The sequence below is a fragment of the Bradyrhizobium sp. RD5-C2 genome (assembly GCF_019972155.1).
Lineage (GTDB): Bacteria > Pseudomonadota > Alphaproteobacteria > Rhizobiales > Xanthobacteraceae > Bradyrhizobium.
On the sequence record NZ_BOVL01000012.1, the window covers coordinates 68,589 to 93,513 of the forward strand.

Annotated in this window: 22 protein-coding genes; 13 read left to right on the forward strand and 9 right to left on the reverse strand. The window is 66.0% G+C overall.

Going from position 1 to position 24,925, the window contains the following annotated elements; genetic code table 11:
* Nucleotides 1-3 precede the first annotated feature (3 nt).
* Nucleotides 4-2,169, reverse strand: coding sequence for an anthranilate synthase component I (locus BraRD5C2_RS14595; protein ID WP_223969407.1), 2,166 nt, complete (start codon nt 2,167-2,169; stop codon nt 4-6).
* A gap of 344 nt (nt 2,170-2,513) precedes the next feature.
* Between BraRD5C2_RS14595 and BraRD5C2_RS14600 the strand changes: the two genes are divergently transcribed.
* The gene (locus tag BraRD5C2_RS14600) at nt 2,514-3,509 is read left to right on the forward strand and encodes a VOC family protein (RefSeq protein WP_223969409.1); all 996 of its coding nucleotides are present in this window, start codon (nt 2,514-2,516) and stop codon (nt 3,507-3,509) included.
* 150 nt (nt 3,510-3,659) lie between these two features.
* Here the strand turns inward: BraRD5C2_RS14600 and BraRD5C2_RS14605 are convergent, their stop codons facing one another.
* The 3 genes from BraRD5C2_RS14605 to petA all read right to left on the reverse strand — a co-directional run bounded on the left by BraRD5C2_RS14605 (nt 3,660) and on the right by petA (nt 7,210).
* Entirely contained in the window at nt 3,660-4,334 is a 675-nt protein-coding gene (locus BraRD5C2_RS14605) for a dienelactone hydrolase family protein (protein ID WP_223969411.1), read from the reverse strand.
* A 201-nt stretch (nt 4,335-4,535) separates the two neighbouring features.
* Nucleotides 4,536-6,608 carry a cytochrome c1 gene (locus BraRD5C2_RS14610; RefSeq protein WP_223969413.1) on the reverse strand — a complete coding sequence of 691 codons (2,073 nt, stop codon included), beginning with the start codon at nt 6,606-6,608 and terminating at the stop codon, nt 4,536-4,538.
* A 71-nt stretch (nt 6,609-6,679) separates the two neighbouring features.
* The gene (gene petA, locus BraRD5C2_RS14615) at nt 6,680-7,210 is read right to left on the reverse strand and encodes a ubiquinol-cytochrome c reductase iron-sulfur subunit (RefSeq protein WP_097672906.1); all 531 of its coding nucleotides are present in this window, start codon (nt 7,208-7,210) and stop codon (nt 6,680-6,682) included.
* A 277-nt stretch (nt 7,211-7,487) separates the two neighbouring features.
* On the opposite strand from petA, the gene BraRD5C2_RS14620 reads away from it, so the two are divergent.
* The 6 genes from BraRD5C2_RS14620 to BraRD5C2_RS14645 all read left to right on the forward strand — a co-directional run bounded on the left by BraRD5C2_RS14620 (nt 7,488) and on the right by BraRD5C2_RS14645 (nt 10,984).
* Nucleotides 7,488-7,958 (forward strand): tRNA (cytidine(34)-2'-O)-methyltransferase, encoded by a 471-nt coding sequence (locus BraRD5C2_RS14620; RefSeq protein WP_223969415.1) that lies wholly within the window; start codon nt 7,488-7,490, stop codon nt 7,956-7,958.
* Nucleotides 7,959-7,968: 10 nt separating this feature from the next.
* Nucleotides 7,969-8,601: a 7-carboxy-7-deazaguanine synthase gene (gene queE / locus BraRD5C2_RS14625; RefSeq protein ID WP_223969417.1), complete on the forward strand. Its 633-nt coding sequence runs from the start codon at nt 7,969-7,971 to the stop codon at nt 8,599-8,601.
* Nucleotides 8,602-8,628: 27 nt separating this feature from the next.
* Nucleotides 8,629-8,994: a 6-pyruvoyl trahydropterin synthase family protein gene (locus BraRD5C2_RS14630; protein WP_092126881.1), complete on the forward strand. Its 366-nt coding sequence runs from the start codon at nt 8,629-8,631 to the stop codon at nt 8,992-8,994.
* A 2-nt stretch (nt 8,995-8,996) separates the two neighbouring features.
* On the forward strand, nt 8,997-9,893 hold the full coding sequence (gene hemF / locus BraRD5C2_RS14635) for an oxygen-dependent coproporphyrinogen oxidase (protein ID WP_223969419.1): 897 nt from the start codon (nt 8,997-8,999) through the stop codon (nt 9,891-9,893).
* A complete protein-coding gene (locus tag BraRD5C2_RS14640) occupies nt 9,884-10,624 on the forward strand; it encodes an HAD family hydrolase (RefSeq protein ID WP_223969421.1) in 741 nt (246 codons plus the stop codon). Before hemF ends, BraRD5C2_RS14640 begins: the two co-directional genes overlap by 10 nt.
* A gap of 111 nt (nt 10,625-10,735) precedes the next feature.
* Nucleotides 10,736-10,984, forward strand: coding sequence for a YodC family protein (locus BraRD5C2_RS14645; RefSeq protein WP_223969424.1), 249 nt, complete (start codon nt 10,736-10,738; stop codon nt 10,982-10,984).
* 79 nt (nt 10,985-11,063) lie between these two features.
* On the opposite strand, the gene BraRD5C2_RS14650 is transcribed toward BraRD5C2_RS14645, so the two are convergent.
* The 5 genes from BraRD5C2_RS14650 to BraRD5C2_RS14670 are packed head-to-tail and all read right to left on the reverse strand — an operon-like array spanning nt 11,064 to nt 14,662.
* The gene (locus BraRD5C2_RS14650) at nt 11,064-11,828 is read right to left on the reverse strand and encodes a sulfite exporter TauE/SafE family protein (RefSeq protein ID WP_223969426.1); all 765 of its coding nucleotides are present in this window, start codon (nt 11,826-11,828) and stop codon (nt 11,064-11,066) included.
* Complete coding sequence (locus BraRD5C2_RS14655) at nt 11,825-13,081, reverse strand: CCA tRNA nucleotidyltransferase (protein WP_223969427.1); 1,257 nt, start codon at nt 13,079-13,081, stop codon at nt 11,825-11,827. Before BraRD5C2_RS14655 ends, BraRD5C2_RS14650 begins: the two co-directional genes overlap by 4 nt.
* Nucleotides 13,078-13,341 carry a DUF6111 family protein gene (locus BraRD5C2_RS14660; RefSeq protein WP_223969429.1) on the reverse strand — a complete coding sequence of 88 codons (264 nt, stop codon included), beginning with the start codon at nt 13,339-13,341 and terminating at the stop codon, nt 13,078-13,080. The genes BraRD5C2_RS14655 and BraRD5C2_RS14660 overlap by 4 nt, the downstream gene beginning before the upstream one ends.
* Nucleotides 13,338-13,973: a CoA pyrophosphatase gene (locus BraRD5C2_RS14665; RefSeq protein ID WP_374708003.1), complete on the reverse strand. Its 636-nt coding sequence runs from the start codon at nt 13,971-13,973 to the stop codon at nt 13,338-13,340. The genes BraRD5C2_RS14660 and BraRD5C2_RS14665 overlap by 4 nt, the downstream gene beginning before the upstream one ends.
* A gap of 32 nt (nt 13,974-14,005) precedes the next feature.
* Nucleotides 14,006-14,662 carry a DUF1285 domain-containing protein gene (locus BraRD5C2_RS14670; protein ID WP_223969433.1) on the reverse strand — a complete coding sequence of 219 codons (657 nt, stop codon included), beginning with the start codon at nt 14,660-14,662 and terminating at the stop codon, nt 14,006-14,008.
* 229 nt (nt 14,663-14,891) lie between these two features.
* Between BraRD5C2_RS14670 and BraRD5C2_RS14675 the strand changes: the two genes are divergently transcribed.
* The 6 genes from BraRD5C2_RS14675 (at nt 14,892) to BraRD5C2_RS14700 (ending at nt 24,907) form a co-directional block, all read left to right on the forward strand.
* Nucleotides 14,892-15,896 carry an AAA family ATPase gene (locus tag BraRD5C2_RS14675; RefSeq protein WP_223969434.1) on the forward strand — a complete coding sequence of 335 codons (1,005 nt, stop codon included), beginning with the start codon at nt 14,892-14,894 and terminating at the stop codon, nt 15,894-15,896.
* Entirely contained in the window at nt 15,896-16,837 is a 942-nt protein-coding gene (locus BraRD5C2_RS14680) for a DUF58 domain-containing protein (RefSeq protein WP_212315584.1), read from the forward strand. Before BraRD5C2_RS14675 ends, BraRD5C2_RS14680 begins: the two co-directional genes overlap by 1 nt.
* Nucleotides 16,837-19,647 carry a DUF4159 domain-containing protein gene (locus BraRD5C2_RS14685; protein WP_223969802.1) on the forward strand — a complete coding sequence of 937 codons (2,811 nt, stop codon included), beginning with the start codon at nt 16,837-16,839 and terminating at the stop codon, nt 19,645-19,647. The genes BraRD5C2_RS14680 and BraRD5C2_RS14685 overlap by 1 nt, the downstream gene beginning before the upstream one ends.
* 123 nt (nt 19,648-19,770) lie before the next feature.
* Nucleotides 19,771-21,834 (forward strand): hypothetical protein, encoded by a 2,064-nt coding sequence (locus tag BraRD5C2_RS14690; RefSeq protein WP_223969435.1) that lies wholly within the window; start codon nt 19,771-19,773, stop codon nt 21,832-21,834.
* A gap of 171 nt (nt 21,835-22,005) precedes the next feature.
* Nucleotides 22,006-22,428, forward strand: a complete 423-nt coding sequence (locus BraRD5C2_RS14695; protein WP_223969436.1) for a DUF2946 family protein — start codon at nt 22,006-22,008, stop codon at nt 22,426-22,428.
* Between the two features lie 112 nt (nt 22,429-22,540).
* The gene (locus tag BraRD5C2_RS14700) at nt 22,541-24,907 is read left to right on the forward strand and encodes a TonB-dependent receptor (RefSeq protein WP_223969437.1); all 2,367 of its coding nucleotides are present in this window, start codon (nt 22,541-22,543) and stop codon (nt 24,905-24,907) included.
* The last annotated feature ends 18 nt before the right edge of the window (nt 24,908-24,925 follow it).

Sequence of the window (24,925 nt, forward strand, 5' to 3'; positions counted from 1 at the left end):
TCCTCAATTGGCCGGCGGATTAAGCCGGAATGCATTCTCGACAATGCGCAGGCCGACCTCGTTGCCGAGCGACATCAGCGATTCCGGATGGAATTGCACGCCGCCGACCGGCAGGGTCTTGTGCTCGATCACCATCGCGACGCCGTCTTCGGTGGTCGCGGTCACCGCCAGCACCTCGGGCACGCTGTCGCGCTCGACATAGAGCGAGTGGTAGCGGCCGATCACGATCTCATTCGGCAAATTGTGCATCAGCCTGCCGCCGCGGACCTGGACCCGCGACGGACGGCCATGCGCGGGCTGGCCGAGCTGGCCGAGCTGGCCGCCGAAATATTCGCCGATCGCCTGCACGCCGAGACAGACGCCGAAGATCGGCAACTTCTTCTCAAGCGCGGTGTCGATGGTCTTCGCGATGCCGAAATCCTCCGGGCGACCCGGCCCGGGCGACAGTACCAGCAGGTCCCAGCCGCGTTGCTTCAACATGTCCTGGGCATGGATATGCCTGACCACGGTGACGTTGGCGCCGACCTGGCGGAAGTAATCCGCCAGCATGTGCACGAAGCTGTCGTCGTGATCGATCAAAAGCACGTTCTTGCCCGAGCCGGTGGCATCGGGCGCGAAATCCGACAGCGGCTTCGGCGGATCGCCGCGCAGCGCCTGGAACAGCGCCGCCGCCTTGACCTGGCACTCGCGGTCCTCGGCGGCGGGATCCGAGTCGAACAGGCAGGTCGCGCCGACGCGCACCTCGGCGAGACCGTCCTTCATGCGGATGGTGCGGATGGTGAGGCCGGTGTTGATGCTGCCGTCAAAATTGACGCAGCCGATCGCGCCGGCGTACCAGCGCCGCGGCGACCGCTCGTGATCCTCGACAAATTGCATCGCCCACAATTTCGGCGCGCCGGTCACGGTCACCGCCCAGGCATGTGTCAGGAAAGCATCGAGCGAATCGAAGCCTGGCCGCAGCATGCCCTCGACGTGGTCGACTGTGTGAAACAGCTTTGAGTAGGTCTCGATCTGCCGCCGCGCCAGCACCTTGATGGTGCCGGGCACGCAGACGCGCGCCTTGTCGTTGCGGTCGACGTCGGTGCACATGTTGAGCTCGAACTCGTCCTTTTCCGAGTTCAACAGCTTGCGGATCTGCTCGGCATCGCCGATCGAATCCGACCCGCGCGCGATGGTGCCCGAGATCGGACAGGTCTCGACCCGGCGGCCGTCGGAGCGCACGAACATCTCCGGCGATGCCGAGACCAGGAATTCGCCGTCGCCGAGATTCATCAGCGCGCCATAGGGCGACGGATTGATGCGACAGAGTCGCTGGAACACTTCCGCCGGCGAACGCTCGCAGGGCTCGGCAAACAGCTGCCCGGGCACCGCCTCGAACAGGTCGCCGCGGGCGAACGCCGCGCGCGCGACTTCGACGGTCGCCTGGTATTCGCCTGGCGCGTGATCGGCAAAACCCTGCCGCCCGGTCATGGCGTAGAGGCTCGGCGCGGTCTCGTGCGACTGGCCGGCGGTGGATTTGCCCTTCCAGGAGAACTCGTAATTCAGCGCCACGCCGCGGCCGGTGGCGCGGTCATACGCCAGCAGCCGGTCCGGCACGTAGAGCACGATGTCGCGCTGGTCGGCCTCGCGGGCGCGCTTCTGCACGATGTCCTCGATCTGGAACACGAGGTCGTAGGCGAAAGCGCCGAACAGGCCGAGCAGCGGATCGGCATTGGAGGTGAACGCCGCCACCATGTCGCGCACCAGCGACATCACGCTGGCGCGGCGCGTGCGCTGGTCTTCCTCCACCGGCGCGGCGCCGCGGAGGATATGGCCGGCGAGCCGCGTGGCGCTCCGCTCCGTGATCACGACGCAGGGCTCGCGCAGCACGTCGCCGAGGAAGGCGATCAGGACCTCGCCGCGCGGGTTCAGCGCCTGCAACGAGAAATCGGTGCCTGACGTCTCCAGCACCAGCGGCGGATCGGCGAAGCCGAGGTCAAAGCTCTCGTAGCGGCCCGGCACTGTGGTGCCCGAGGACAGCACCACGCCGCGGCGGCGGTCCAGCAGCGCGATCAAATCGTCGAGACGGTTGGCGCCGCCGGTGAACTGCTCGACCACGCGCGCGACCGCGAGGCCGCCGTTGGTCAGGTATTCGCTCTTGGCCGGCAGGGAGAAAACTGTCCTGTTCATGTGATCCTCTTACGAAACTTGGGAAGAGAGCGCCACACAGGACAAACGAAGGGAGACCGTCGCACTGCGATGGCGACCTTCGACGTTTTTGGGAAATGAAAACGCACCGGCCACCTATGAGAAGGTGGGCCACCAACGACGGGATGGACTGGCAACGGTGCTCATGGCCGCTACTCACCACCGGGCGCGGGCCGTGTCAAGGGATGCCCCGACACCCCTGCCCCAATCCTGAACGCCCTCTTGGACGGCATTTTCGGGGTTTGAAGCGACCGGAATCCGCGTAGGGTTTGTCGAAATGGCGGCGGATCAGTCGCCCAAAAAACAGACAGATGGTGGAGGCGCAGATGGCGATTTTGGGTCTCGGATATGCCGGCTTCGGCTCCGACGCGCTCGACGACTGGCGGCAGTTCGGCACCGGCCTGGTCGGGCTGCAGGCGATCGAGCGCGGCAACTCGCTGCTCGCCTTCCGGATGGACGACCGCAAGCAGCGCATCGTGATCGACCGCGCCCAGGGCGAAGGGACGCGGTTCTTCGGCTGGGAGGTCGCGGATGCCACAGCGCTCGACGCGCTGGCGGCGCGGCTCGAGCATGCCGGCGTTGCCGTGATCGCCGAACCGCAGGCGCTCGCAGATAGCAGGCGGGTCCGCCGACTGATCTCGTTCCAGGACCCGGCCGGCAACCGTCTGGAGGCCTTTCATGGCCCCGAGATCGACGACACGCCGTTCCGGCCCGGACGATCCATCTCCGGCTTCCGTACCGGCGCGCTGGGGCTCGGCCACGCGGTGCTGACCGTCGAGAACATCGCGCCTGTCATGAGCTTCTATGTCGACGTGCTCGGCTTCGGCCTCAGCGACTACATCGAAAAGCCGTTCCGTGCCTATTTCTTCCACGTCAATGCCCGCCACCATTCGCTCGCGCTGATCGAGACCGGCACGAACGGCATGCATCATCTGATGGTGGAATTGTTCTCGCTGGACGATGTCGGCCAAGCCTACGACATCGCGACGAAGGAAGACCGGGTCAACGTCACGCTCGGCCGTCACACCAACGACCTGATGACGTCGTTCTACGCCAAGTCGCCGTCAGCTTTCATGGTCGAGTGCGGCTGGGGCGGCCGCGAGATCGACCCTAAGAACTGGACGCCGTTCGAAATGTACGACGGCCCGAGCCTGTGGGGCCACGAACGTGTCTGGCTGTCGCCGGAGGACCGCGCGGTCGCGCGCGAGATGCGGATGCGCGCCGCCGCCGAGGGCAAGCGCGCGCCGGTGCAGGTGCTGGAAGGCAATTTCAAGCTGATGTCGGGGACCTGCCCGTGGTGGGATGGGGTGAAGGCTTCATAAAAGCTGCGTCGTCCCGGCGAAAGCCGGGACCCATAACCACAGGGCGTAGTTGTCTGGCAAAGCCGTCGGCCAGCTTCCTTTGATCACGACGGCCGCGGCGTATGGGTCCCGGCCTTCGCCGGGACGACGGATGGTGATCGCGAACGCCGCTCAGCCCAGATGCTTCCTGAAGAAATCCGTCGCCCGGTCCCAGGCCAGTTCCGCACACTGGCGGTCGTGCACCGACAGGCGCTGCTCGTTGCCGAAGCCGTGGTCGGCGTCATAGCGGTACAGCTCCAGCGATTTGCCGGCGGCCTTCATCGCTTTCTCGAAACCATCGACCAGCGCCGGCGTGCACCAATCGTCCTTGGTGGCGAAATGGCCCTGCAGCGGAATCCGCACGTCCGCCGGCTTGGCCGCCTGCTCCGGCGGAATGCCGTAGAACACCACACCAGCGGTCAGCTCCGGGATCTTGGTGGCGCCGATGATGGTCACCGCGCCGCCGAGGCAGAAGCCAGTCAGGCCGACCTTGGCGCCGTTCTTGCCGAGATATTGCGCGGCGCCGCGCACCGTCTGCGTGGTGGCATCCATGAAGTCGAGCGAGTTCATCTCTTTGCCGGCCGCGTCGGTGTCGTGATACGGCACCACCTTGCCCTTGTAGAGATCGGGCGCCAGCGCATCGAAACCGGCCCGCGCGAAGCGGTCGCACATGCCCTTGATCTGGTCCTGCAGCCCCCACCACTCCTGGATCACGACGACCCCGGGCGCGTTGCCGCGCGCGGCGTTGGCGAGATAGCCCGACGCTTCCTTGCCGTCCGGACGCTTGAAGTTGATGCTGGTACCCATGAGTTCCTCCGCGATGTTTGCCGGCCGATTGGCCGGCATTTTGTCCGTACTCGGTGACCGACGCAATCGCCCTGCGGCCCCCTCGCGCACTCGTCATGACTGCCGAAGCACCAACGCGCTTCTCGTGAACCAAGCCTCGGACACGCACAAAACAAAAAAGCCCCCGAAGGGGCTTTTTCAAATTCGCTACCGCGTCTGAGGTCAGTGCGCGTCGGCCCAGACCTTGCGCTTGGTGAAGTACATCAGGATGGCGAAGATCACGAGGAAGAAGAACACCTGCATGCCGATCCGCTTGCGCTCTTCCATGTGCGGCTCGGCCGCCCACATCAGGAACGTGGTGACGTCGTGCGCGTATTGCTTGACCGTAGCCGGCGAGCCGTCGTCGAAGGTCACCTGACCGTCGGACAACGGCTTCGGCATCTTGATCGAATGGCCGGGGAAGTACTTGTTGTAGTACGAGCCCTCCGGGATCGTCACGCCGGCCGGCACCTTGTCCTCGAAACCTTGCAAGATGGCGTCGACGTAGTCCGGTCCCTGCTCCTGGTACTGGCTGAAGAAGTCGATCACGAACTGCGGGAAGCCGCGCTTGTAGGACCGCGCCTTGGTGATCAGCGAGAGGTCCGGCGGCGCCGCGCCGCCATTGGCCGCGCGCGCGGCCTGCTCGTTCGGGAACGGCGCCGGGAAGTAGTCCGCCGGGCGGCCCGGGCGCTCGAACATCTCGCCCTGGTCGTTCGGACCGTCCTTGATCTTGTACTCAGCGGCCAACGCCGCGGCCTGCGCCTCCGAATAGCCGGGGCCGCCGGCGTCGGCGAGGTTGCGGAATGCGATGTAGTTCAGGCTGTGGCAGGCCGAGCAGACTTCCTTGTAGACCTTCAGGCCACGCTGCAGCGAGCCGCGGTCATACTTGCCGAACGGGCCGGAGAACGACCAGCTCTGGGCCGGCGGCGCGTTGCCACCTTCCTCGGCCTTGGCGTTCTGGGTGCTGCCGGCGAACAGGCCACCGGCCAGCACCAGCGCAACCATCACGGAGGCTGCGGTCGCGGCCCTGCCCTTGCTCTTCGCCAGCACGTCGTCGGCGATCGAGTTCGGTACCGGGCGCGGCGTCTCGATGCGGGCGAGCAGCGGCAGCACGATCAGGAAGTAGGCGAAGTAGCACACCGTCAGGATCCGGCCGGCGATCACATAGATGCCTTCCGGCGGCTGCGAGCCGAGATAGCCGAGCAGGATGCAGACCACCACGAAGATCCAGAAGAACTGCTTGGCCAGCGGACGATACTTCGACGACCGCGTCCGTGCGCTGTCGAGCCAGGGCAGGAAGCACAGGATGATGATCGCCGAGAACATCGCCACGACGCCGGCGAGCTTGTTCGGGATCGAGCGCAGGATCGCGTAGAACGGCAGATAGTACCATTCAGGCACGATGTGCGCCGGGGTCACGCCAGGGTTCGCCGGGATGTAGTTGTCGGCGTCGCCGAGGTAGTTCGGCATGTAGAAGATGAACCAGGCGAAGAAGATCAGGAAGCACGACACACCGAACGCGTCCTTGATCGTCGCATACGGGGTGAACGGAACGGTGTCCTTCTCGGTCTTGGCCTCGACACCGGCCGGGTTGTTCTGACCCGCGACGTGCAGCGCCCAGACGTGCAGCACGACCACGCCGGCGATCACGAACGGCAGCAGGTAGTGGAGCGAGAAGAAGCGATTCAGCGTCGGGTTGCCGACCGAATAGCCGCCCCACAGCAGGGTCACGATGCTCTCGCCGAAATACGGCACGGCGGAGAACAGATTGGTGATGACGGTGGCACCCCAGAAGCTCATCTGGCCCCACGGCAGCACGTAGCCCATGAAGCCGGTCGCCATCATCAGGAGGTAGATGATGACGCCGAGGATCCACAGCACCTCGCGCGGTTCCTTGTACGACCCGTAATAGAGACCGCGGAACATGTGGATGTAGACGGCGAAGAAGAACATCGACGCGCCGCAGGCATGCATGTTGCGCAGCAGCCAGCCGTAATTGACGTCGCGGACAATCAGCTCGACCGACTTGAAGGCGAGATCGGCGTGCGGCGTGTAGTGCATCGCCAGGATCACGCCGGTCAGGATCTGCAGCGCCAGCATCATCGAAAGGATGGCGCCGAAGGTCCACCAGTAGTTCAGGTTGCGCGGCGTCGGATAGGCCACGAAGGAGGAGTGGATCAGGCCGAAGATCGGAAGACGCCGTTCGATCCACTTCAAGGCGGGGTTGCTCGGTTGAAAATCAGATGGTCCGCTCATTGATGCGATCCTGAAGAAGAAAAACGACGCGATGGGTCCAAGGGGAAGTCCAAATCCCGGAGGTCCGGGACTTAGCCGATCTGGATTTTGGTGTCGGTAAGGAAGGCGTAGGGCGGCACCGCCAGGTTGGCGGGCGCCGGCCCCTGGCGGATACGACCGGAGGAGTCGTACTGCGAGCCGTGGCAGGGGCAGAAGAAGCCGTCGTAATTGCCCTCATGGGCGATCGGGATACAGCCGAGATGGGTGCAGATGCCGATCACGACCAGCCACTGGTCGTGGCCTGCCTTGACGCGAGCCGAGTCGGGCTGCGGATCGGGCAGGCTCGAGAGCGCAACGCCCTGGGCCTCCTGGATCTGCTTCTTGGTGCGGTGGCTGATGTAGATCGGCTTGCCGCGCCAGAACACCTTGATGTCCTGGCCCTCGGCGATCGGCGTCAGGTCGACCTGGATCGGCGCGCCGGCCGCGATCGTCGCGGCATCCGGGTTCATCTGGGCAACCAGCGGCCAAACAGTGGCGGCTGCGCCGACCACGGCGGCAGCTCCGGTTGCAACAAAGAGAAAATCACGGCGTGTCGGATGGTCCGCCGAAGACGCTGTCGTCACGATTCCTAGCCCTTTCTTTTCTGCAGCCGGTGGAACCGCCCCGGAGACGCAGAACGCGCCCCAAGAAAGGCTGCCGGCGCCCGCGGCCCCCGCGGCGGCAGAAAACCGCTATTCCCCACCCCAAATGGCGGAACAGCAGTCCAGAATCGTTCTATTGGCACCCTTGCCGGACGAGCGCAAGCCCGCTATCGGCTCGCACACGTGCAATGCACGAAATCCGCGCCGAGCGATGTTTTATTGAGACAATTTCATCCGGATTTCACAGGTCGCCCGCACCATGCAGATCGCGCTGTTCCAGCCCGACATCCCCCAGAATACAGGGACGATTCTGCGCCTCTGCGCCTGCCTGGACGTGTCAGCCCATATCATCGAACCGGCAGGGTTCGACACCTCGGACCGGAATTTCCGCCGGGCGGGTATGGACTATCTCGACCATGTGCGGTTGAAGCGTCACGACTCATGGTCGAAATTCGAGGAATGGCGAGCCGAGGCCGGATGCCGGCTGGTCCTGTTCACGACCAAGGCAGCGAAATCCTACCTTGATTTCGCGTATAGGGCCTCCGATGTCCTGCTCTTCGGGCGCGAAACGGCGGGGGTGACCGAGGCGGTGGTAGCCGCCGCGGATGCGCGGCTGTTGATTCCGATCAAGCCGTCCTTGCGCTCGCTCAATGTGGCGGTCACCGCGGCCATGGCAGTCGGAGAGGCCCTGCGGCAGACGGGTTCAGGAATTGCCGGTTCGGTAACTTAAGGGATTTTTGGTGAGCTACGCGGTCAAGGAGATCTTTCTCACCCTGCAGGGCGAAGGCGCCCATGCGGGCCGGGCCTCCGTGTTCTGCCGCTTCGCCGGCTGCAACCTCTGGACCGGCCGCGAGCAGGACCGCGCCGGGGCAGTCTGCCGGTTCTGCGACACCGATTTCGTCGGCACCGACGGCACGCTCGGCGGCCGCTATGCCGACGCGGCCGAGCTTGCCGGCACCATTGCCGCGCAATGGACCGGGGGCGAAGCCGACCGCTACGTGGTGCTGACCGGCGGCGAGCCGCTGCTGCAGGTCGACACCGCCCTGATCGAGGCCCTGCACGGCCACGGCTTTGCGATCGCGATCGAGACCAACGGCACCATCGCGCCGCCCGACGGGCTCGATTGGGTCTGCGTCAGCCCCAAGGCGGCATCCGAGCTCGTGGTGCGCAAGGGGCACGAGCTCAAACTGGTCTATCCGCAGCCGGAGAACGCGCCGGAGGATTTTGCGGGCCTCGCCTTCGAGCGCTTCTCGCTGCAGCCGATGGACGGCCCCGACGTGATCGAGAATACCGAGCTTGCGATCGCATACTGCCTGAAGCACCCGCGATGGCGCCTCAGCGTGCAGACGCACAAGACGCTCGGCATTAGATGAACTAACAGAACTGGATTGTTGAGAGAGATGTGGGAATTGACGAAAGCGTTTCGGTTCGAAGCTGCGCATGCGCTATCCGGAACGACCTTTGGCACTGCAAGCGAGGAGATCCACGGTCACTCGTTTCGAGCCGAGGTTACCGTCCGCGGCACGCCCGATCCGAAAACCGGGATGGTGGTCGATCTCGGCCTGCTCGAACGCGCCATGGCCGAGGTGCAGAAGACGCTCGACCACAAGTTCCTCAACAAGATCGAGGCGATCGGTGTCCCGACGCTGGAGAATCTCTCACGCTTCATCTGGGAGCGGCTGCAACACGCGGGCAAGCTGACCCGCGTCAGCGTCCATCGCGACAGCTGCAACGAGAGCTGCACCTATTTCGGCCCGCAAGGTTAGCCATGCTGCCAACAGACCCCACCATCATCGAACACCGCAAGACGCGTGCGCGCGGCTGGTTCGAGGCGCTGCGCAACGACATATGCGCAGCCTTCGAGAAGCTCGAGGACGACGCCCCCTCCGCACTCTATCCCGGCAATGCCGGCCGGTTCGTGCGCACCCCCTGGGATCGCACCGACCACACCGGCAAGCCCGGCGGCGGCGGCGTGATGTCGATCATGAAGGGCCGGCTGTTCGAGAAGGTCGGCGTGCACTGCTCGACCGTGCATGGCGAGTTCGCTCCCGAATTCCGTGCGCAGATTCCCGGCGCGGCCGACGATCCGAGGTTCTGGGCCTCGGGCATTTCGCTGATCGCGCATTTGCGCAATCCGAACGTGCCCGCCGTGCACATGAACACCCGCTTCGTCGTCACCACCAAGGCCTGGTTCGGCGGCGGCGCCGATTTGACGCCGGTGCTGAACCGGCGGCGCACCCAGGAAGACCCCGACACGGTCGCCTTCCATGCCGCGATGAAAGAGGCCTGCAGCGGGCCGAACGGCGTCGCCGACTACGACAAGTACAAGAAATGGTGCGACGACTATTTCTATCTGCCGCACCGCAAGGAAGCCCGCGGCATCGGCGGCATCTTCTATGACTGGCACGACAGCGGCGACTGGGAGGCCGATCTCGCCTTCACTCAAGACGTCGGGCGCAGCTTCCTGAAGATCTACCCCGATCTGGTGCGGCGCAATTTCGAGGCCAACTGGAGCACGGAGGATCGCGACGAGCAGCTGATCCGCCGCGGGCGCTATGTCGAGTTCAACCTGCTCTATGATCGCGGCACCATCTTCGGCCTTAAGACCGGCGGCAATGTCGATTCGATCCTGTCGTCGCTGCCGCCGGAGGTGAAATGGCCGTGACCAAGCTGCCGCGCGCGATGCTGATCGACATGGATGACACCATCCTGTCGGCCTATGGACGTCCCGAGATCGCCTGGAACACGATCACCACCGAATTCGCCGCGGAGCTCGCGCCCCTGCCCCCGGAGATGGTCGCGACCGCGCTGCTGGCCTATGCACGGCAATTCTGGTCGACCGCCGAGCCGATCTGGCGGATCAAGCTCGGCGAGGCGCGGCGGCTGACCGTGAAGGGCGGCTTCGCTCAGCTTGCGGCGGCCGGCCACCGTGCGCTGCCGGACGATCTCGCGGATCGCATTGCCGATCGCTTCACCGCCTATCGCGAGGAGGAGATGTTCATCTTCCCCGGCGCGCATGAAGCGATCGATACGTTCAAGGCGCTCGGCATCAAGCTCGCGCTGGTCACCAACGGCGCCGCCGACATGCAGCGCGCCAAGGTCGAGCGCTTCGCGCTCGGCCATCGCTTCGATCACATCCAGATCGAGGGCGAGCACGGCTTCGGCAAGCCCGAGGAGCGCGCCTATCTGCACGCGATGCAGGCGCTCGGCGTCACCGCACCGGATACCTGGATGATCGGCGACAATCTGGAGTGGGAAGTCGTGGCGCCGCAGCGGCTTGGCATCTATGCGATCTGGATGGACGTGCACGGCGTCGGGCTACCGCCCGGATCGACGATCAAGCCCGACCGCATCATCCGCTCGCTGACCGAACTGGTTCCGGCCGCGCGGAAATAACGCAGCTTCTGTTTTCACAGCAGATCCATCGCGCCAGGCGCCGGCCGTGATCGCACTGTCATCACCGGTCGCTAGCTTGCCGTCCGCGTCATCCAGCGCGGAGGGAAAATCATGGAACTGAAACCAGGCGATGTCGTCATGCTGAAATCCGGCGGTCATCCGATCACGGTGGTCGAAGTCGACGAGGACAAGGTGGAGTGCCTGTGGATGGGCACGGACGGCGACCTGTTTCGCGAAACCCTGCCGCTCGTCGCACTCGAGTCGGCCGAAATCGATCCGGAAGATGACGAGCAGGACGACGACGAAGAAGAGGATGACGACGAGGACGGCGACCGCAAGAAGAAGCGCAAGGCCGCTTAACGAGGCAGCTTGACAAGGCTGCGTGAGATTCAGGCGATGCTGCCGGGCGCGCCGCCGGCAGCGTCGCCTCCGCTTCTCGTCACAACGCGCGCAGCGCGCTCGAGATCATCACCAGGCCGCCGGTGATCACGGCGGCATCGAGGATCGCGGTGTGGATATGCACCGGCATCCGCTCGACAAAGGCCTTGGCCAGGAACGCGCCGGGAATAGCGACCAGGCCGATCAGAAGCGCAAGCGCCAGCACCTGCGCGGTGATGACACCGGTCAAACCGAACACCGAAATCTTGACCGCGGCGCTTGTGAGCGAGATCACCGCATCGGTTGCAATCACAGCGGCGCCCTCAAGGCCCGCCGCCATCAACAGCGACAGCAGGATGACGCCGGAGCCCGCAGTGCCGCCGACCACGACGCCATAGCCGACTGCACCGGCTGCAAGGCCCCGCTCACCGATCCTGACGCTGTGCTTGCGCAGCAGCCGCCTCAGCGGGACGCTGAGGATCAGCATGCTCCCGATCACCAGCGAGGCGCCGGCGCTGGTCAGCCGCGTGTAACCGTAGGCGCCGAGCGCTGTGGAGAGCAGTGCTGCGGCGATCACGATGATCGCCTTGCGGCGGTCGGCAAATCTGACAAAGGCGACGAAGCGGCTGGTGTTGGTGAAGATCGACGAGATCGCAATGATCGGCACGACCGGCTCGGCGCCGACCATCGGCACCAGCACCAGCGGCATCAAGGCGCCGGTGCCGTAGCCGGCGAGGCCTCCGATCACGGAAGCAAACAGGGCAACGGCTGCGACCAGCAGAATTTGCACGAGCGAGATGTCTGCGAAGCCGGAGAGGAAATTCAAAGCCGATGATCGCGGGTGAAACGGGAAACGGTCTGGTCGGCGATGCCAGACAACACCTGCGGATCCAGCGGGAAATCCGCGGCTAGCCAAGCGTCCTCGGCCAAGGTCAGTACATGCCCCAGCGCCGGTCCCTCGGCAATCCCGCGCGCGATGAAATCCGACGCCCTCAACGGAAAGTGAGGGGCGTGCCAGCGCTGCGGCAACGTGGCGAGCGCGCGCCACTGCTCGACGTCGCGGTTCGCGCCGGTTCGCGCCCAGGCGAGCAGCAGCCGGTCGCGATAGGGCTCTTCGTCGAGCCGGTAGAGCCTGCGCTTGGCACGCGCCTCGTCCATGCCGGGCAAGCGCCACCAGCGATGGCCCATCGAATCGAGCGCCTTGGCCTCGGCATTGGAGAGCCGCAGCCGGCTTGCGATCCGCCGCGCGTCCTCGGTCACGGCGACCGTCAGCGCGGCGAGCCGGCGCGTCGCGCTCGGCTTGAGCGCCATCAACTGCTCGATCTCGATCATCGCCGCGAACGGCCCGGTATGGGCGACGCCGCCGAATAGCGGCAGCAGCAATCCGCCATCGCCCATCGCGACCACCGCGCTTGCGGCACCGTTCGCGACCACGAGCTTGAGCATCTCCATGCGGATGCGCTCGGCCGAGAGGCCGGCAAGTCCGGCGCGCCCGCTGATGCAGGCGAGATAGCCGGCGCGATCGACCTCGCCTGCGCCATAGGCGGCGTGGAAACGGAAGAAGCGCAGGATGCGCAGATAATCCTCGGCAATCCGCTGCGCGGGATCGCCGATGAAGCGCACGCGCCGCGCCTCGATGTCGGCGAGACCGCCGACGTGATCATGCACGACGCCGGAGGCGTCGACCGACAGGCCGTTGATGGTGAAGTCGCGCCGCTCGGCATCGCGCACCCAGTCGCGCCCGAATGCCACCTTGGCCTTGCGGCCATAGGTCTCAGTGTCCTCGCGCAGCGTCGTCACCTCGAAGGGCTGGCCATCGACCACCAGGGTCACCGTGCCGTGCTCGATGCCGGTCGGCACGCTCTTGATGGTTGCCCGCTTGGCGCGGCGGATCACCTCCTCCGGCAATGCCGTGGTGGCGATGTCGATGTCGGCGAGCGGAATCCGCATCAGCGCGTTGCGCACGGCACCGCCGATCACCCGCGCTTCCTCGCCGTCGGCATTGAGCAGGCCGAGCACGCGCGCCGCGGGCCCCGAAGCGAGCCACGGCGCGTCGGACAACAGGCGCACCTCGCTCATTTCTCAGCTCCCGGCACCAACCTGCCGTTCTCGATATGGGCGGGAACGTAGGTCGAGTTCGGCGGCGCGCCGGTCAATTCGGCGAGCAGCACGAAGCTCACGATGACCAGCACCAGCGCCGCCAGCGTCAGCTTCGCGATCATGTCGAGCGGCCATGATGCCGGCAGCGTCACGCCGGACCGCGTCGCGAAGAGGAAGATGGCATAGACCGCGAAAGGGATCAGAAAGATGCCGATCTCGGTCAACACCGTGCGGATCATGACAGATAGATCCGCTCATACAGCACCCGCAGGATGCCGGCGGTCGCGCCCCAGATGTAGCGCTCGGCGAACGGCATCGCGTAGTAGGACCGGTCCATGCCGCGGAATTCCTTGGTGTGGATCTGATGGTTCTCGGGGTTCATCAGGAAAGCGAGCGGCACCTCGAACGCATCGACGACCTCGGCCTCGTTGATCTCCAAGGTGAATCCCGGCTTCACCTTGGCGACCGTCGGCAGGATGCGGAAGCCGAACGCGGTGCCATAGAGGTCGAGATAGCCGACAGGGTCGATGAATTCCCGCTTCAGCCCGACTTCTTCACAGGCTTCGCGCAGCGCCGCGTCGAGCGGCGAGGCGTCGGTGGCGTCGATCTTGCCTCCGGGAAACGAGATCTGGCCGGCATGGCTCGACAGATTGGGCGACCGCTGCGTCAACAGCACGGTCGGCTCAGGATGATCGACCACCGGGATCAGCACCGCGGCCGGCCGCACCGGCTGCTCCTGGGCCACGATCTCAAGCATGCGATCGTTGCCGGAATCACCGGTGCGCGGAATGATATGCGGATCGACCAGGCCCGGCGGCACTTCGAAATCGAGCCGCGTGCGGGCTCGCGCGAAGAATTCCGTCGAGCTGATCGTCACCGGCTTCACCTTCAGCAACGGCTCGTTCAAAGTGCGCCCCTCACCTGGCTGGCATCGGCCATCGCGAAAAACTCGCCGCCGGACTCGATGCCGAACATCTCCTGACCATCGACCATCCGCTCCTCGCCCATGTCAACCAGATCGTAGTAGAGCGCGCGGGTGACCTTGGCCCACAAGTCGGCGCGAACGTGCAGATAGGGCGTCAATCCGCCGTCTTCGGCGGCCTCGAATCTGAGCCCGTGGCCCTTCTCGCAATCGACCCAATCGTCGACATTGGTGCGGAACCGGAGCAAACGGCCGCGCGCGTCTGCTTCCGTCTGCATTTCCACGGCAAGGAACGGCGCGTCATCGACGCGGATGCCGACCTTCTCCACCGGTGTCACGAGAAAGTGCTTGCCGTCCTCGCGCTTCAGGATCGTGGAGAACAGCCGCACCAGCGCGGGGCGTCCGATCGGCGTTCCCATGTAGAACCAGGTGCCGTCGGGCGCGATTCGCATGTCGAGATCGCCGCAGAACGGCGGATTCCATAGATGAACCGGCGGCAGGCCCTTGCGTCCGGCCGGACCCGATGTCGCGGCTTGATTGGCGGCGGTGGTCAGCCCTTCGAGGCCCTTGCCTCCGAGCGCCTTCGCTCCGAGCCCCGTAGTTTCACTGCCGGAATCGCTCTGCCCTTGCTTCGCCATTGTTTGCCCTGAAGTTTCCAACCCTCAATCTGGCACATTTGGTGCACGTATCCTGAGATGTGGTCGGGATGTCATTCTCGCCACATCGTGATGCCGTTCATACCCTGAAATACCGATAAGGTGGGGATAGTTTAATTCAACGAATACATGGCCTTCGCATAGGTTTAGCATGCAGCCCATGTGGTGACGACGCGAGAATCGAGCGCATCGTCAAGAAGGAGCGGATCGAATGGCCGGTGCAGACAGCGTCGAGAAACTGGAAGATGTGATCGTCCGCTCGGCCGAACAGGTCGCGGGCCAGATCAAGGCTGCCAAGGAAGCGGTCGCCACCGTCATCTTCGGCCAGGACCAGGTGATCGAAAACACCCTGGTGACGATCCTGTCCGGCGGCCACGCGCTGCTGATCGGCGTCCCCGGCCTTGCGAAGACGAAATTAGTCGAGACGCTCGGCATTACGCTCGGGCTCGACGCCAAGCGCATCCAGTTCACGCCCGACCTGATGCCGTCGGACATTCTCGGCGCCGAAGTGCTCGACGAAAGCTCCGCAGGCAAGCGTTCGTTCCGCTTCATCTCAGGTCCGGTGTTCGCGCAGCTCCTGATGGCCGACGAGATCAACCGCGCCAGCCCGCGCACCCAGTCGGCGCTCTTGCAAGCCATGCAGGAGCAGCACATCACCATTGCCGGCGCGCGGCACGATTTGCCGAAGCCGTTCCACGTGCTCGCGACGCAGAACCCGCTCGAGCAGGAAGGCACCTATCCGCTGCCCGAGGCGCAACTCGACCGCTTCCTGATGGAAATCGACGTCGACTATCCCGATCGCGACGCCGAGCGCCGCATCCTGTTCGAAACTACCGGTGCCGACGAGACGCTTGCCAAGGCGTCGATGGACGCCGAGACGCTGATCACTGCGCAACGCCTGGTGCGGCGCCTGCCGGTCGGCGATTCCGTGGTCGAAGCGATCCTGACGCTGGTGCGCGCCGCGCGTCCCGGCCCCGAAGGCGGCGAAGCCGGCAAGCTGATCGCCTGGGGACCCGGTCCCCGCGCCAGCCAGGCCCTGATGCTGGCGGTGCGCGCCCGCGCCCTGCTTGACGGCAGGCTCGCGCCGTCGATCGACGACGTGCTCGATCTTGCCGAGCCCGTGCTCAAGCATCGCATGGCGCTGACCTTCTCGGCGCGCGCCGAGGGCCGCACCATTCCTGACGTGATCAAGCAGCTGAAGACGCGGATCGGTTGATGGCGGCAGACAACAGGCACCAGAACGAGGAGATCCTGGCGGTTCGACGTGCCGATGGCGAAAGCCGAACGCTCGCCGCATCGCTGCCGCGTCTTGTGCTTGAGGCCCGCCGTGTCGCCGCCAACGTCATCCATGGCCTGCACGGCCGCCGGCGCGCCGGCTCCGGCGAGAATTTCTGGCAATACCGCCGCTTCGTCTCCGGCGAGCCGTCGCAGCGCGTCGACTGGCGCCGCTCGGCGCGCGACGACCATCTCTATGTCCGCGAACAGGAGTGGGAGGCCGCGCACACCGTGTGGATCTGGCCCGACCGCTCGCCCTCGATGGCCTTTGCCTCGCGCGAGGCACGCGACAGCAAGCTGGAGCGCGGACTGATCGTCGCCTTCGCGCTTGCCGAGCTGCTCGTTGCGGGCGGAGAACGCGTCGGCATTCCCGGCCTGCTGAACCCGACCGCAAGCCTCAACGTGATCGACAAGATGGCGGAGGCGATGTTGCACGACGAGACGACGCGCGCGAGCCTGCCGCCGTCCTTCGTGCCGTCGTCGCTGGCCGAAGTCGTCGTGCTGTCGGATTTCTGGTCGCCGATCGCGGAGATCACGACCATGCTGGCCGGGCTCGCCTCGTCGGGCGCGCACGGCACGATGATCCAGGTCGTCGATCCCGCCGAGGAGAGCTTTCCTTATTCAGGCCGCGTCGAATTCGTCGAGCCTGAGGCCGGTAGCGTCATCACCGCGGGCCGCGCCGAAAGCTGGGCGAGCGACTATGTCGCGCGCGTCGCACTGCATCGCGACCAGATCCGTGCCGAGACCAACCGGCTCGACTGGCTGTTCTCGACCCATACCACCAGCCGCTCCGCGGCCGAACTGCTGCTGTTCCTGCATGCCGGCATGATGGTGAGCAAGGGCGGCGGCCGGTCAACCGTCAAGGCGGGACGCAGCGCATGATCGCAGGCCTCCCGCTCTCCTTCGCCGAACCATTGTTGCTGCTGGGGTTGGTCAGCCTGCCGGTGCTGTGGTGGCTGTTGCGCGTGATGCCGCCGCGGCCGCGCCGGATCGAATTCCCGCCGACGCGGCTGTTGTTCGACATCGCGCCCAAGGAGGAGACGCCGTCGCGCACGCCGTGGTGGCTGACGCTGCTGCGGCTCGCCGCCGCCGCGCTGGTGATCTTCGCCGCCGCCGGACCGATCTGGAATCCGCAGACCGGCGTTGCGGCCGGCAAGCAGCCGCTGGTGATCCTGCTCGACGACGGCTGGAGCGCGGCCTCAAGTTGGGATGCGCGGATCAAGGCCGCGGACGAGTTGGTCACCAATGCCGACAGCGACCGCCGCGGCGTCGCGCTGGTGCCGCTGTCCGAGCCGACGCGCGACATCACGCTGATGCCGGCTGGCGCCGCGCGCGTCGCGCTGCGCCAGCTTGCGCCGAAGCCGTACTCGATCGATCGCGTTGAAACCCTGGCAACGCTGGAACGTTTCCTCAAATCGACCGGCGACTGCGACATCGCCTGGCTGTCCGACGGCGTCGACACCGGCCGCGGCAGTGAATTCACCGAAGGTCTCGGCAAGGTGATCGCGAGCCGCAATCTGACGATCTATGCCGGCGGCGCGCAATCCGCGCAGGCACTGGTCGCTGCCGAGAACGCCGCCGCCAAGATGACCGTGAAGGTGCTGCGCACCGAAAGCGGCATCGCGGCGGGAACGGTGCGCGCGGTCGACGCCAAGGGCTCGCCGATCGGCGAGGCCCGTTACGCATTCGGCCCGCAGGAGCGCGAGACCGAAGCCGCCTTCGATCTTCCGGTCGAATTGCGCAACGACATCGCGCGGCTCGAAATCTCCGGCGAGCATTCGGCCGGCGCCGTGCAGCTGCTCGACCGCCGCTGGCGCCGCCGCGCCATCGGCGTGGTCTCGGGTGCGAGCAACGACACCGCCCAGCCGCTGCTGGCATCGACCTTCTATCTCTCCCGCGCGCTGTCGCCGTTCGCCGACGTCAGGCTCGGCGATCGCGGCGCGCCGCAGCAGGTGATCGGGCAATTCCTCGATCAGCGGCTGCCGATGATCGTGATGGCCGATGTCGGCACGCTGTCGCCGGAAATCCGTGACCGGCTCAACGCCTGGATCGAGCAAGGCGGCGTGCTGGTGCGCTTCGCAGGTCCCCGCCTCGCGCAAGCCGATGACGACCTCGTTCCTGTCAAGCTGCGCCGCGGCGGACGCACGCTCGGCGGCAGCCTGACCTGGGAGAAGCCGCAACACATGGCCTCGTTCGCCGCCGACGGCCCGTTCACGGGCCTCACCGTGCCGAAGGACATCACGGTCAGCCGCCAGGTGCTCGCCGAGCCCGACGCCGTGCTCGCGACCAAGAGCTGGGCCTCGCTCGAGGACGGCACGCCGCTCGTCACCGGCGAGCATCGCGGCAAGGGCGTGGTCAGCCTGTTCCATGTCGGCGCCGACATGCGCTGGTCGGACCTGCCGATGTCCGGCACCTTCGTCGAGATGCTGCGCCGGCTGATCGACATGTCCGGCTACACCTCGAAGCCCGGCCCCGGCGTCGCCAGCGATCCCAATGCCGAGACGGTAGCGCCGCTGCGCACGCTCGACGGCTTCGGCGCGTTTGGCCCGCCGCCGTCGACCGCCAAGCCGATGTCGGCGGACTATCGCGACCGCGGCACCGCGGACCATCCGCCCGGCTTCTACGGCACCGCCGAGAGCCCGATCGCGGTCAACACGCTGGCCTCCGCCGACCGCATCGCGCCGCTCGACATCTCCGGCCTGCGCGCGAAGCATGCGACCTACACCAACACCGAGCCGCGTGACCTGCGCGGCATCATGCTGTCGACGGCGCTTGCGCTGTTCCTGCTCGACGCGATCGTGGTGGCGATGCTCGGCGGCGGCCTTGCCGCGCTGATCCGGCGCCGCGCCGCGCCGGCTGTGCTCGTTCTGGCCTTCATCCTTGCGACCATGATGGTGCCTTCGTCGACGCGCGCGCAGAACGCCAGCAGCGACGACTTCGCCATCAAGGCGGTGTCGCAGACGCGGCTCGCCTATGTCGTGACCGGCAACGCCGACGTCGATTCCATCGTCAAGGCCGGGATGTCCGGCCTGACGCTGTTCCTCGGCCAGCGCACCGCGCTGGAGGCCGGCGATCCCATCGGCATCGATCCCGCGCGCGACGAGCTCGCATTCTTCCCGTTGATCTACTGGCCGATCGTGCCGGGCGCGCCGAAGCCTGCGCAGGACGCCATCAACAAGATCGACGCCTACATGAAGCAGGGCGGCACCGTGATCTTCGATACCCGCGACGCCGTCGAGGCGCCACCGGGCGACAATGGCGCATCGCAGACGCCGGGCATGCAGACGCTGCGCGAATTGCTGTCGACCCTCGACGTGCCCGAGCTCGAGCCGGTGCCGCGCGAGCACGTGCTGACCAAGACGTTCTATCTGCTGCGCGACTTCCCCGGCCGCTTCAACACCGGCCAGACCTGGGTCGAGGCGCTGCCGCGTGAGGATGACGAGGAGGCCGCGCAGCGCCCGGCACGCGGCGGCGACGGCGTCTCGCCGATCATCATCACGTCGAACGATCTCGCCGGCGCCTGGGCGATCCGCCCCGACGGGCAGCCGATGCTGCCGCTGACACCTGGCGAGCCGCGCCAGCGCGAATTCGCGTTCCGCGCCGGCGTCAACATCGTGATGTACACGCTCACCGGCAACTACAAGGCCGACCAGGTGCACGCGCCTGCCTTGATCGAGCGGCTGGGACAATAGAGATGCGAGTCATGAGTTCAACTGCCTACCCGTCATTCCGGGATGGTCCGAAGGACCAGACCCGGAATCTCGAGATTCCGGGTTCGATGCTTCCGCATCGCCCCGGAATGACGGAGTAGCGCCATGAACTACGGTATCGCGTTCACACCGCTGGTTCCCTCGATCGTGCTGTGGATCGCGCTCGGCGCGATCGTCGTCATCGCGGTGTTGCTGCTGCTGTCGCGCGCGCGCGGCGCCGCGGTGCGTGTCGCCGCACTGGCGCTGATCCTGCTTGCGCTGGCCAATCCCTCCTTCACCCGCGAGGACCGCGAGCCGTTGACCTCGGTCGCCGCCGTCGTGATCGACAAGAGCCCGAGCCAGAATTTCGGCACGCGCACCCAGGAGACCGACAAGGCACGGCAAGCGCTGGTCGACAGCCTGAAGCAGATCAAAGGCCTCGAGGTCCGCGTCGTCGAGGCCGGCCAGGCCGACGGCGAAACCGACGGCACCAAGCTGTTCGGCGCGCTGACGTCGGCATTGTCGGATGTTCCGGTCGAGCGCGTCGCCGGCGCGTTCATGATCACCGACGGCCGCGTGCACGATATTCCCGCTAACGCCCAGGCGCTCGGCTTCCAGGCGCCGCTGCACGCCCTGATCACCGGCCGCAAGGACGAGCGCGACCGCCGCATCGCGATCACCGCGGCGCCGCGCTTCGGCATCGTCGGCCAGACCCAGACCATCACCTACCGGCTCGACGACCAGGGCGTCACCGGCGAGCGCGCCAAGGTCACGATCCGCCGCGACGGCGAGGTGATCAACGAGCGCACGCTGACCTCAGGCCAGACCTCGAGCGTCGACATCGACATCAAGCATGCCGGTCCCAACATCGTCGAGATCGAGGCCTCACCGCTCGAGAACGAGCTGACGCCGGTCAACAACCGCGCCGTGGTCGCGATCGACGGCGTGCGCGACAAGCTGCGCGTGCTGCTGGTGTCCGGCGAGCCGCATGCCGGCGAGCGCACCTGGCGCAATCTGTTGAAGTCCGACCCCAGCGTCGATCTCGTGCACTTCACCATCCTGCGTCCGCCGGAGAAGCAGGACGGCACGCCGATCAACGAGCTGTCGCTGATCGCGTTTCCGACCCGCGAGCTGTTCCAGCAGAAGATCAACGAATTCCAGCTGATCATCTTTGACCGCTACGCCCGCCAGGGCGTGCTGCCGATCGCCTATTTCGACAACATCGCGCGCTATGTCCGCTCCGGCGGCGCCGTGCTGGTCTCGGCCGGGCCTGATTACGCCTCGACCACCAGCATCTGGCGCACGCCGCTGGATTCGGTGCTGCCGGCCGAGCCGGTCGGCGTCACCGAGAAGCCGTTCTACGCGCATTTGAGCGATGCCGGGAAACGCCACCCGGTGACGCGCGGACTTGAAGGCTCGAATGCCGAGCCGCCGCATTGGAGCCGGTTCTTCCGCACCGTCGACACCCGCAACGCGATCAACCCGCCGGTGATGACCGGCGCCGACGGCAAGCCGCTACTGCTGCTGTCGCGGTTCGGCGAAGGCCGCGTCGCGCTGCTGCTCTCCGACCAGATCTGGCTGTGGGCGCGCGGCTATGAAGGCGGCGGACCGCATCTCGATCTGTTGCGGCGGGTGTCGCACTGGCTGATGAAGCAGCCCGACCTCGACGAAGAGGCGCTGCGCATGCAGGTGCAGGGCAAGGACCTCGCGGTGGTGCGGCAGACCATGGCCGACACCGTCGCGCCGGTCACCGTGACGTCGCCAAGCGGCGCCATCCATGAACTGACCTTGATCGCCGGCGATCCCGGCGAGTGGCGCGCTACCCTGCCCGCGAGCGAGCTCGGCCTGTGGCAGGCCACCGACGGCACGCTGAAGGCGCTGATCAATGTCGGCCCGACCAACCCGAAGGAATTCTCGGAAGTCACCTCGACCACCGACATGCTGAAGCCGCTGGCGCAGGCGACCGGCGGCGACGCAAGGCGCATCGTCGACGGCTCGAGCCTCGACATGCCGCGCGTCGTGCCGGTGCGCGCGTCGACGATCTTCCGCGGCGACGGCTGGCTCGGCGTCAAGATGCGCGACGCCAGCGTGGTCAAGGGCGTCGGTGTGCTGCCGATGTTCGCCGGCCTGGTCGGCCTGCTGCTGTTGCTCGGCGCATTCGCGGCAACCTGGCTGCGTGAGGGACGCTGAGACCAGTAGCGCTCAATGTCCAATCGGCCCGTTGCTTCAATCACACACCAGCAACGGATCGACACAGTGTGTCTGAACCACCGTTGACATCGTGGCCACCCTCCGATGTTATAATGTAACATCGGACGGTTGGGGAATGAGCGCCGTCCCGATGGGTGGGGCTCAATCGGCATGAAGTGGTTCCGAAGACGCATCAAGACTGGCTCGCGGCTTGCGCTGTTCGCGCTCGCTGTCCAGTTCGTGCTGTCATTCGGGCACTTCCACCCGATCGCAGCCGCGCAAGCGGCGCCCGCGGTCCAGACCAGCCTGTCGCTGCTCGATCTCGCCTATATCGGGACCTCGGCGACGCCGGACCTCGCAGTCCAGGTGACCGGGACCGAGCCGCCCACCAGGCCGGACAACGACCGGCATCCGGCGGATCATTGCGCGATCTGCACCGTGATCTCGCTCGCGAGCAGCATGCTGTTCACAGCGCCGCCGCTGCTGCTGTTGCCGGAAGCCATCGAGCTTCTGTTCCGCACCACCAATGCCGAATTCATCCACCTGAAATCGGCGCCTGCGGCCTTCCACTCCCGCGCACCTCCTCTGTCCTGACATCGACTGATTGCTGCACGCCCTGAGCGGACGGCCGCGTCACAGTAGCGGCCTGCTCCAGCAGGGCAAATCGGGATCGATCCGTCATTTCGACGGCACCTGGATCGGGACAATGACACTTCAGAAGAAACGAGCGCTCCACATCGGAGGCGCGAGCTGGCTGCTGCTCGGCGCAATGCATAGCGGCGCGCTGGCCGATGACACGCCGACGCAACTCCCTGACATCACGGTGACGGCGCCAAGCCCGATCCAGCGGCATCGGACTGTGCCAACACGCACGCTGGTTCACGCCGTCCGGGCCGCGCCCAGCCCCAATCGCGAACGCGCCGCAGCGGTGCAACCGGCGCTCGCGGCACCGGCGCCGGCACCGCAGCAGGGCGTGCTGCCTGTCGTCACCGACCAGTTCGCAACGGTCACCGTGGTGCCCAATGAGGAACTGCGGCGCGCCGGCGGCGCCACGCTGGGCGATCTCCTGTTCTCCAAGCCTGGCATCACCGGTTCGAGCTTCGCGCCCGGCGCATCGAGCCGGCCGATCATCCGCGGCCTCGACGTCAACCGCGTCGGCATTGTCGAGAATGGCCTCGGCGGCGGCGGTGTCTCGGATCTCGGCGAGGATCATTTCGTGCCGATCGATCCGTTCTCGACCAACCAGATCGAGGTGGTGCGGGGACCTGCCGCGCTGCGCTACGGCTCGACCTCGATCGGCGGCGTGGTGAGTGCCACCAACAACCGCATTCCCGACGCGATGCCGGCCTGCGCGGCGGCGCCGTTCCAGAGCTACGGATTACCGGTGAAAGCGCCGCTGGCCGACACAGGCGCGCCCGGTTGCCTCAATGTCGAGACCCGCACGTCCGTCAGCTCGGTCAATCGCGGCGTCGAGGGCGGCATGCTGCTGGACGCCGGCGGCAACAATGTCGCGGTGCATGCCGACGTCTATGGCCGCACCAGCAGCGACTACAGCATCCCGAGCTATCCGTATCTGTTCGACCAGACCCGGCCGGTGAACGGCCGCCAGCCGAACTCCGCGACCCAGTCGGATGGCGCATCGGTCGGCGCGTCCTACTTCTTCCAGGGCGGCTTTATCGGCGCGTCGATCACCCAGAACGACTCGCTCTACCACATCCCCGGCATCGACGGCTCCGATCACCGGACCCGGATCGACGCGCATCAGACCAAGATCGCGGTCAAGGGCGAGTACCGGCCCGATGCGGCTGCGATCGACGCCGTGCGGTTCTGGGTCGGCGCGACCGACTATCGGCACAACGAGCTCGGCCTCGCCGATCCGGCCGACCTGTTCAGCGACGGCGTGCGGCAGACCTTCACCAGCAAGGAGCAGGAGGCCCGTGTCGAGGTGCAGATGATGCCGTTCAACGCGCGCTTCGCCACGGTGACCACGGCGTTCGGCCTGCAGGGCGGACACCAGGAGCTGACTGCGCCGAGCCCGGACAACCCGGGCACGCTGTTCAACGGACTGTGGAGCCCGAACAACAACAACCGCATCGCGGGTTATGTGTTCAATGAGTTCAAGTTCACGGATTCGACCAAGGCGCAGCTCGCCGGCCGCATCGAGCATGTCGAGCTGCACGGATCGACGCCGGATTTCCCGGCGGACTTCCTGCCGGACGGCGTGCCGCAAAGCTCGGTTTCACGCAATCCGTCCTACACGCCGGTCAGCGGCAACGTCGGGCTGATCCAGAACCTGCCCGGCGACCTCGTCGGCAGCATCACGGCGCAATATGTCGAGCGGGCGCCGAAGCCCGCCGAGCTGTTCTCGCGCGGCGCGCATGATGCCACCGCGACCTTCGACATCGGCAATCCGAACCTGACCATCGAGACCGCGAAATCGGTCGAGGTCGGCCTGCGCAAGGCGACCGGCCCGTTCCGCTTCGAAGCCACTGCCTACTACACCCGCTTCAGCAATTTCATCTATCGCCGTCTGACCGGAGTGATGTGCGGCAGCGATTTCGACTCCTGCGGCAACGGCGATCCCGGCAACGAGGACCGCCAGGCGGTCTATTCGCAGCGCGATGCAACCTTCCGCGGCGCCGAATTCCAGAGCCAGCTCGACATCGGCCCGCTCAACGGCGGCATCTGGGGCATCGAGAACCAGTTCGACGTGGTGCGCGCCACCTTCACCGACGGCAGCAACGTGCCACGGATTCCGCCGGTGCGGCTCGGCGGCGGCGTCTACTGGCGCGACACCAACTGGTTCACCCGCATCAACCTGGTGCACGCGTTCGCGCAGAACGACATCGCTGTGATCGGCGAGACCCCGACTGCGGGCTACAATCTGCTGAACGCGGAGATCACTTACAACACCAAGCTCAATCAATCGTGGATCGGTGCGCGCGAGATGACGCTTGGTCTGGCCGGCAACAACCTGCTCAACCAGAACATCCGCAACTCGGTGTCCTACACCAAGGACGAGGTGCTGATGCCGGGCCTCGGCGTGCGCGCCTTCGCCAATCTGAAGTTCTGAGGCGAGCGAATCCCTCTG

Excerpts from the sequence above, each read along its gene's own strand:
- BraRD5C2_RS14595 (WP_223969407.1), bottom strand. The coding sequence starts at position 2,169 with ATGAACAGGACAGTTTTCTCCCTGCCGGCCAAGAGCGAATACCTGACC.
- BraRD5C2_RS14600 (WP_223969409.1), top strand. The coding sequence starts at position 2,514 with ATGGCGATTTTGGGTCTCGGATATGCCGGCTTCGGCTCCGACGCGCTC.
- BraRD5C2_RS14605 (WP_223969411.1), bottom strand. The coding sequence starts at position 4,334 with ATGGGTACCAGCATCAACTTCAAGCGTCCGGACGGCAAGGAAGCGTCG.
- BraRD5C2_RS14610 (WP_223969413.1), bottom strand. The coding sequence starts at position 6,608 with ATGAGCGGACCATCTGATTTTCAACCGAGCAACCCCGCCTTGAAGTGG.
- BraRD5C2_RS14620 (WP_223969415.1), top strand. The coding sequence starts at position 7,488 with ATGCAGATCGCGCTGTTCCAGCCCGACATCCCCCAGAATACAGGGACG.
- BraRD5C2_RS14630 (WP_092126881.1), top strand. The coding sequence starts at position 8,629 with ATGTGGGAATTGACGAAAGCGTTTCGGTTCGAAGCTGCGCATGCGCTA.
- hemF (WP_223969419.1), top strand. The coding sequence starts at position 8,997 with ATGCTGCCAACAGACCCCACCATCATCGAACACCGCAAGACGCGTGCG.
- BraRD5C2_RS14640 (WP_223969421.1), top strand. The coding sequence starts at position 9,884 with ATGGCCGTGACCAAGCTGCCGCGCGCGATGCTGATCGACATGGATGAC.
- BraRD5C2_RS14645 (WP_223969424.1), top strand. The coding sequence starts at position 10,736 with ATGGAACTGAAACCAGGCGATGTCGTCATGCTGAAATCCGGCGGTCAT.
- BraRD5C2_RS14655 (WP_223969427.1), bottom strand. The coding sequence starts at position 13,081 with ATGAGCGAGGTGCGCCTGTTGTCCGACGCGCCGTGGCTCGCTTCGGGG.
- BraRD5C2_RS14660 (WP_223969429.1), bottom strand. The coding sequence starts at position 13,341 with ATGATCCGCACGGTGTTGACCGAGATCGGCATCTTTCTGATCCCTTTC.
- BraRD5C2_RS14670 (WP_223969433.1), bottom strand. The coding sequence starts at position 14,662 with ATGGCGAAGCAAGGGCAGAGCGATTCCGGCAGTGAAACTACGGGGCTC.
- BraRD5C2_RS14675 (WP_223969434.1), top strand. The coding sequence starts at position 14,892 with ATGGCCGGTGCAGACAGCGTCGAGAAACTGGAAGATGTGATCGTCCGC.
- BraRD5C2_RS14680 (WP_212315584.1), top strand. The coding sequence starts at position 15,896 with ATGGCGGCAGACAACAGGCACCAGAACGAGGAGATCCTGGCGGTTCGA.
- BraRD5C2_RS14690 (WP_223969435.1), top strand. The coding sequence starts at position 19,771 with ATGAACTACGGTATCGCGTTCACACCGCTGGTTCCCTCGATCGTGCTG.
- BraRD5C2_RS14695 (WP_223969436.1), top strand. The coding sequence starts at position 22,006 with ATGAAGTGGTTCCGAAGACGCATCAAGACTGGCTCGCGGCTTGCGCTG.
- BraRD5C2_RS14700 (WP_223969437.1), top strand. The coding sequence starts at position 22,541 with ATGACACTTCAGAAGAAACGAGCGCTCCACATCGGAGGCGCGAGCTGG.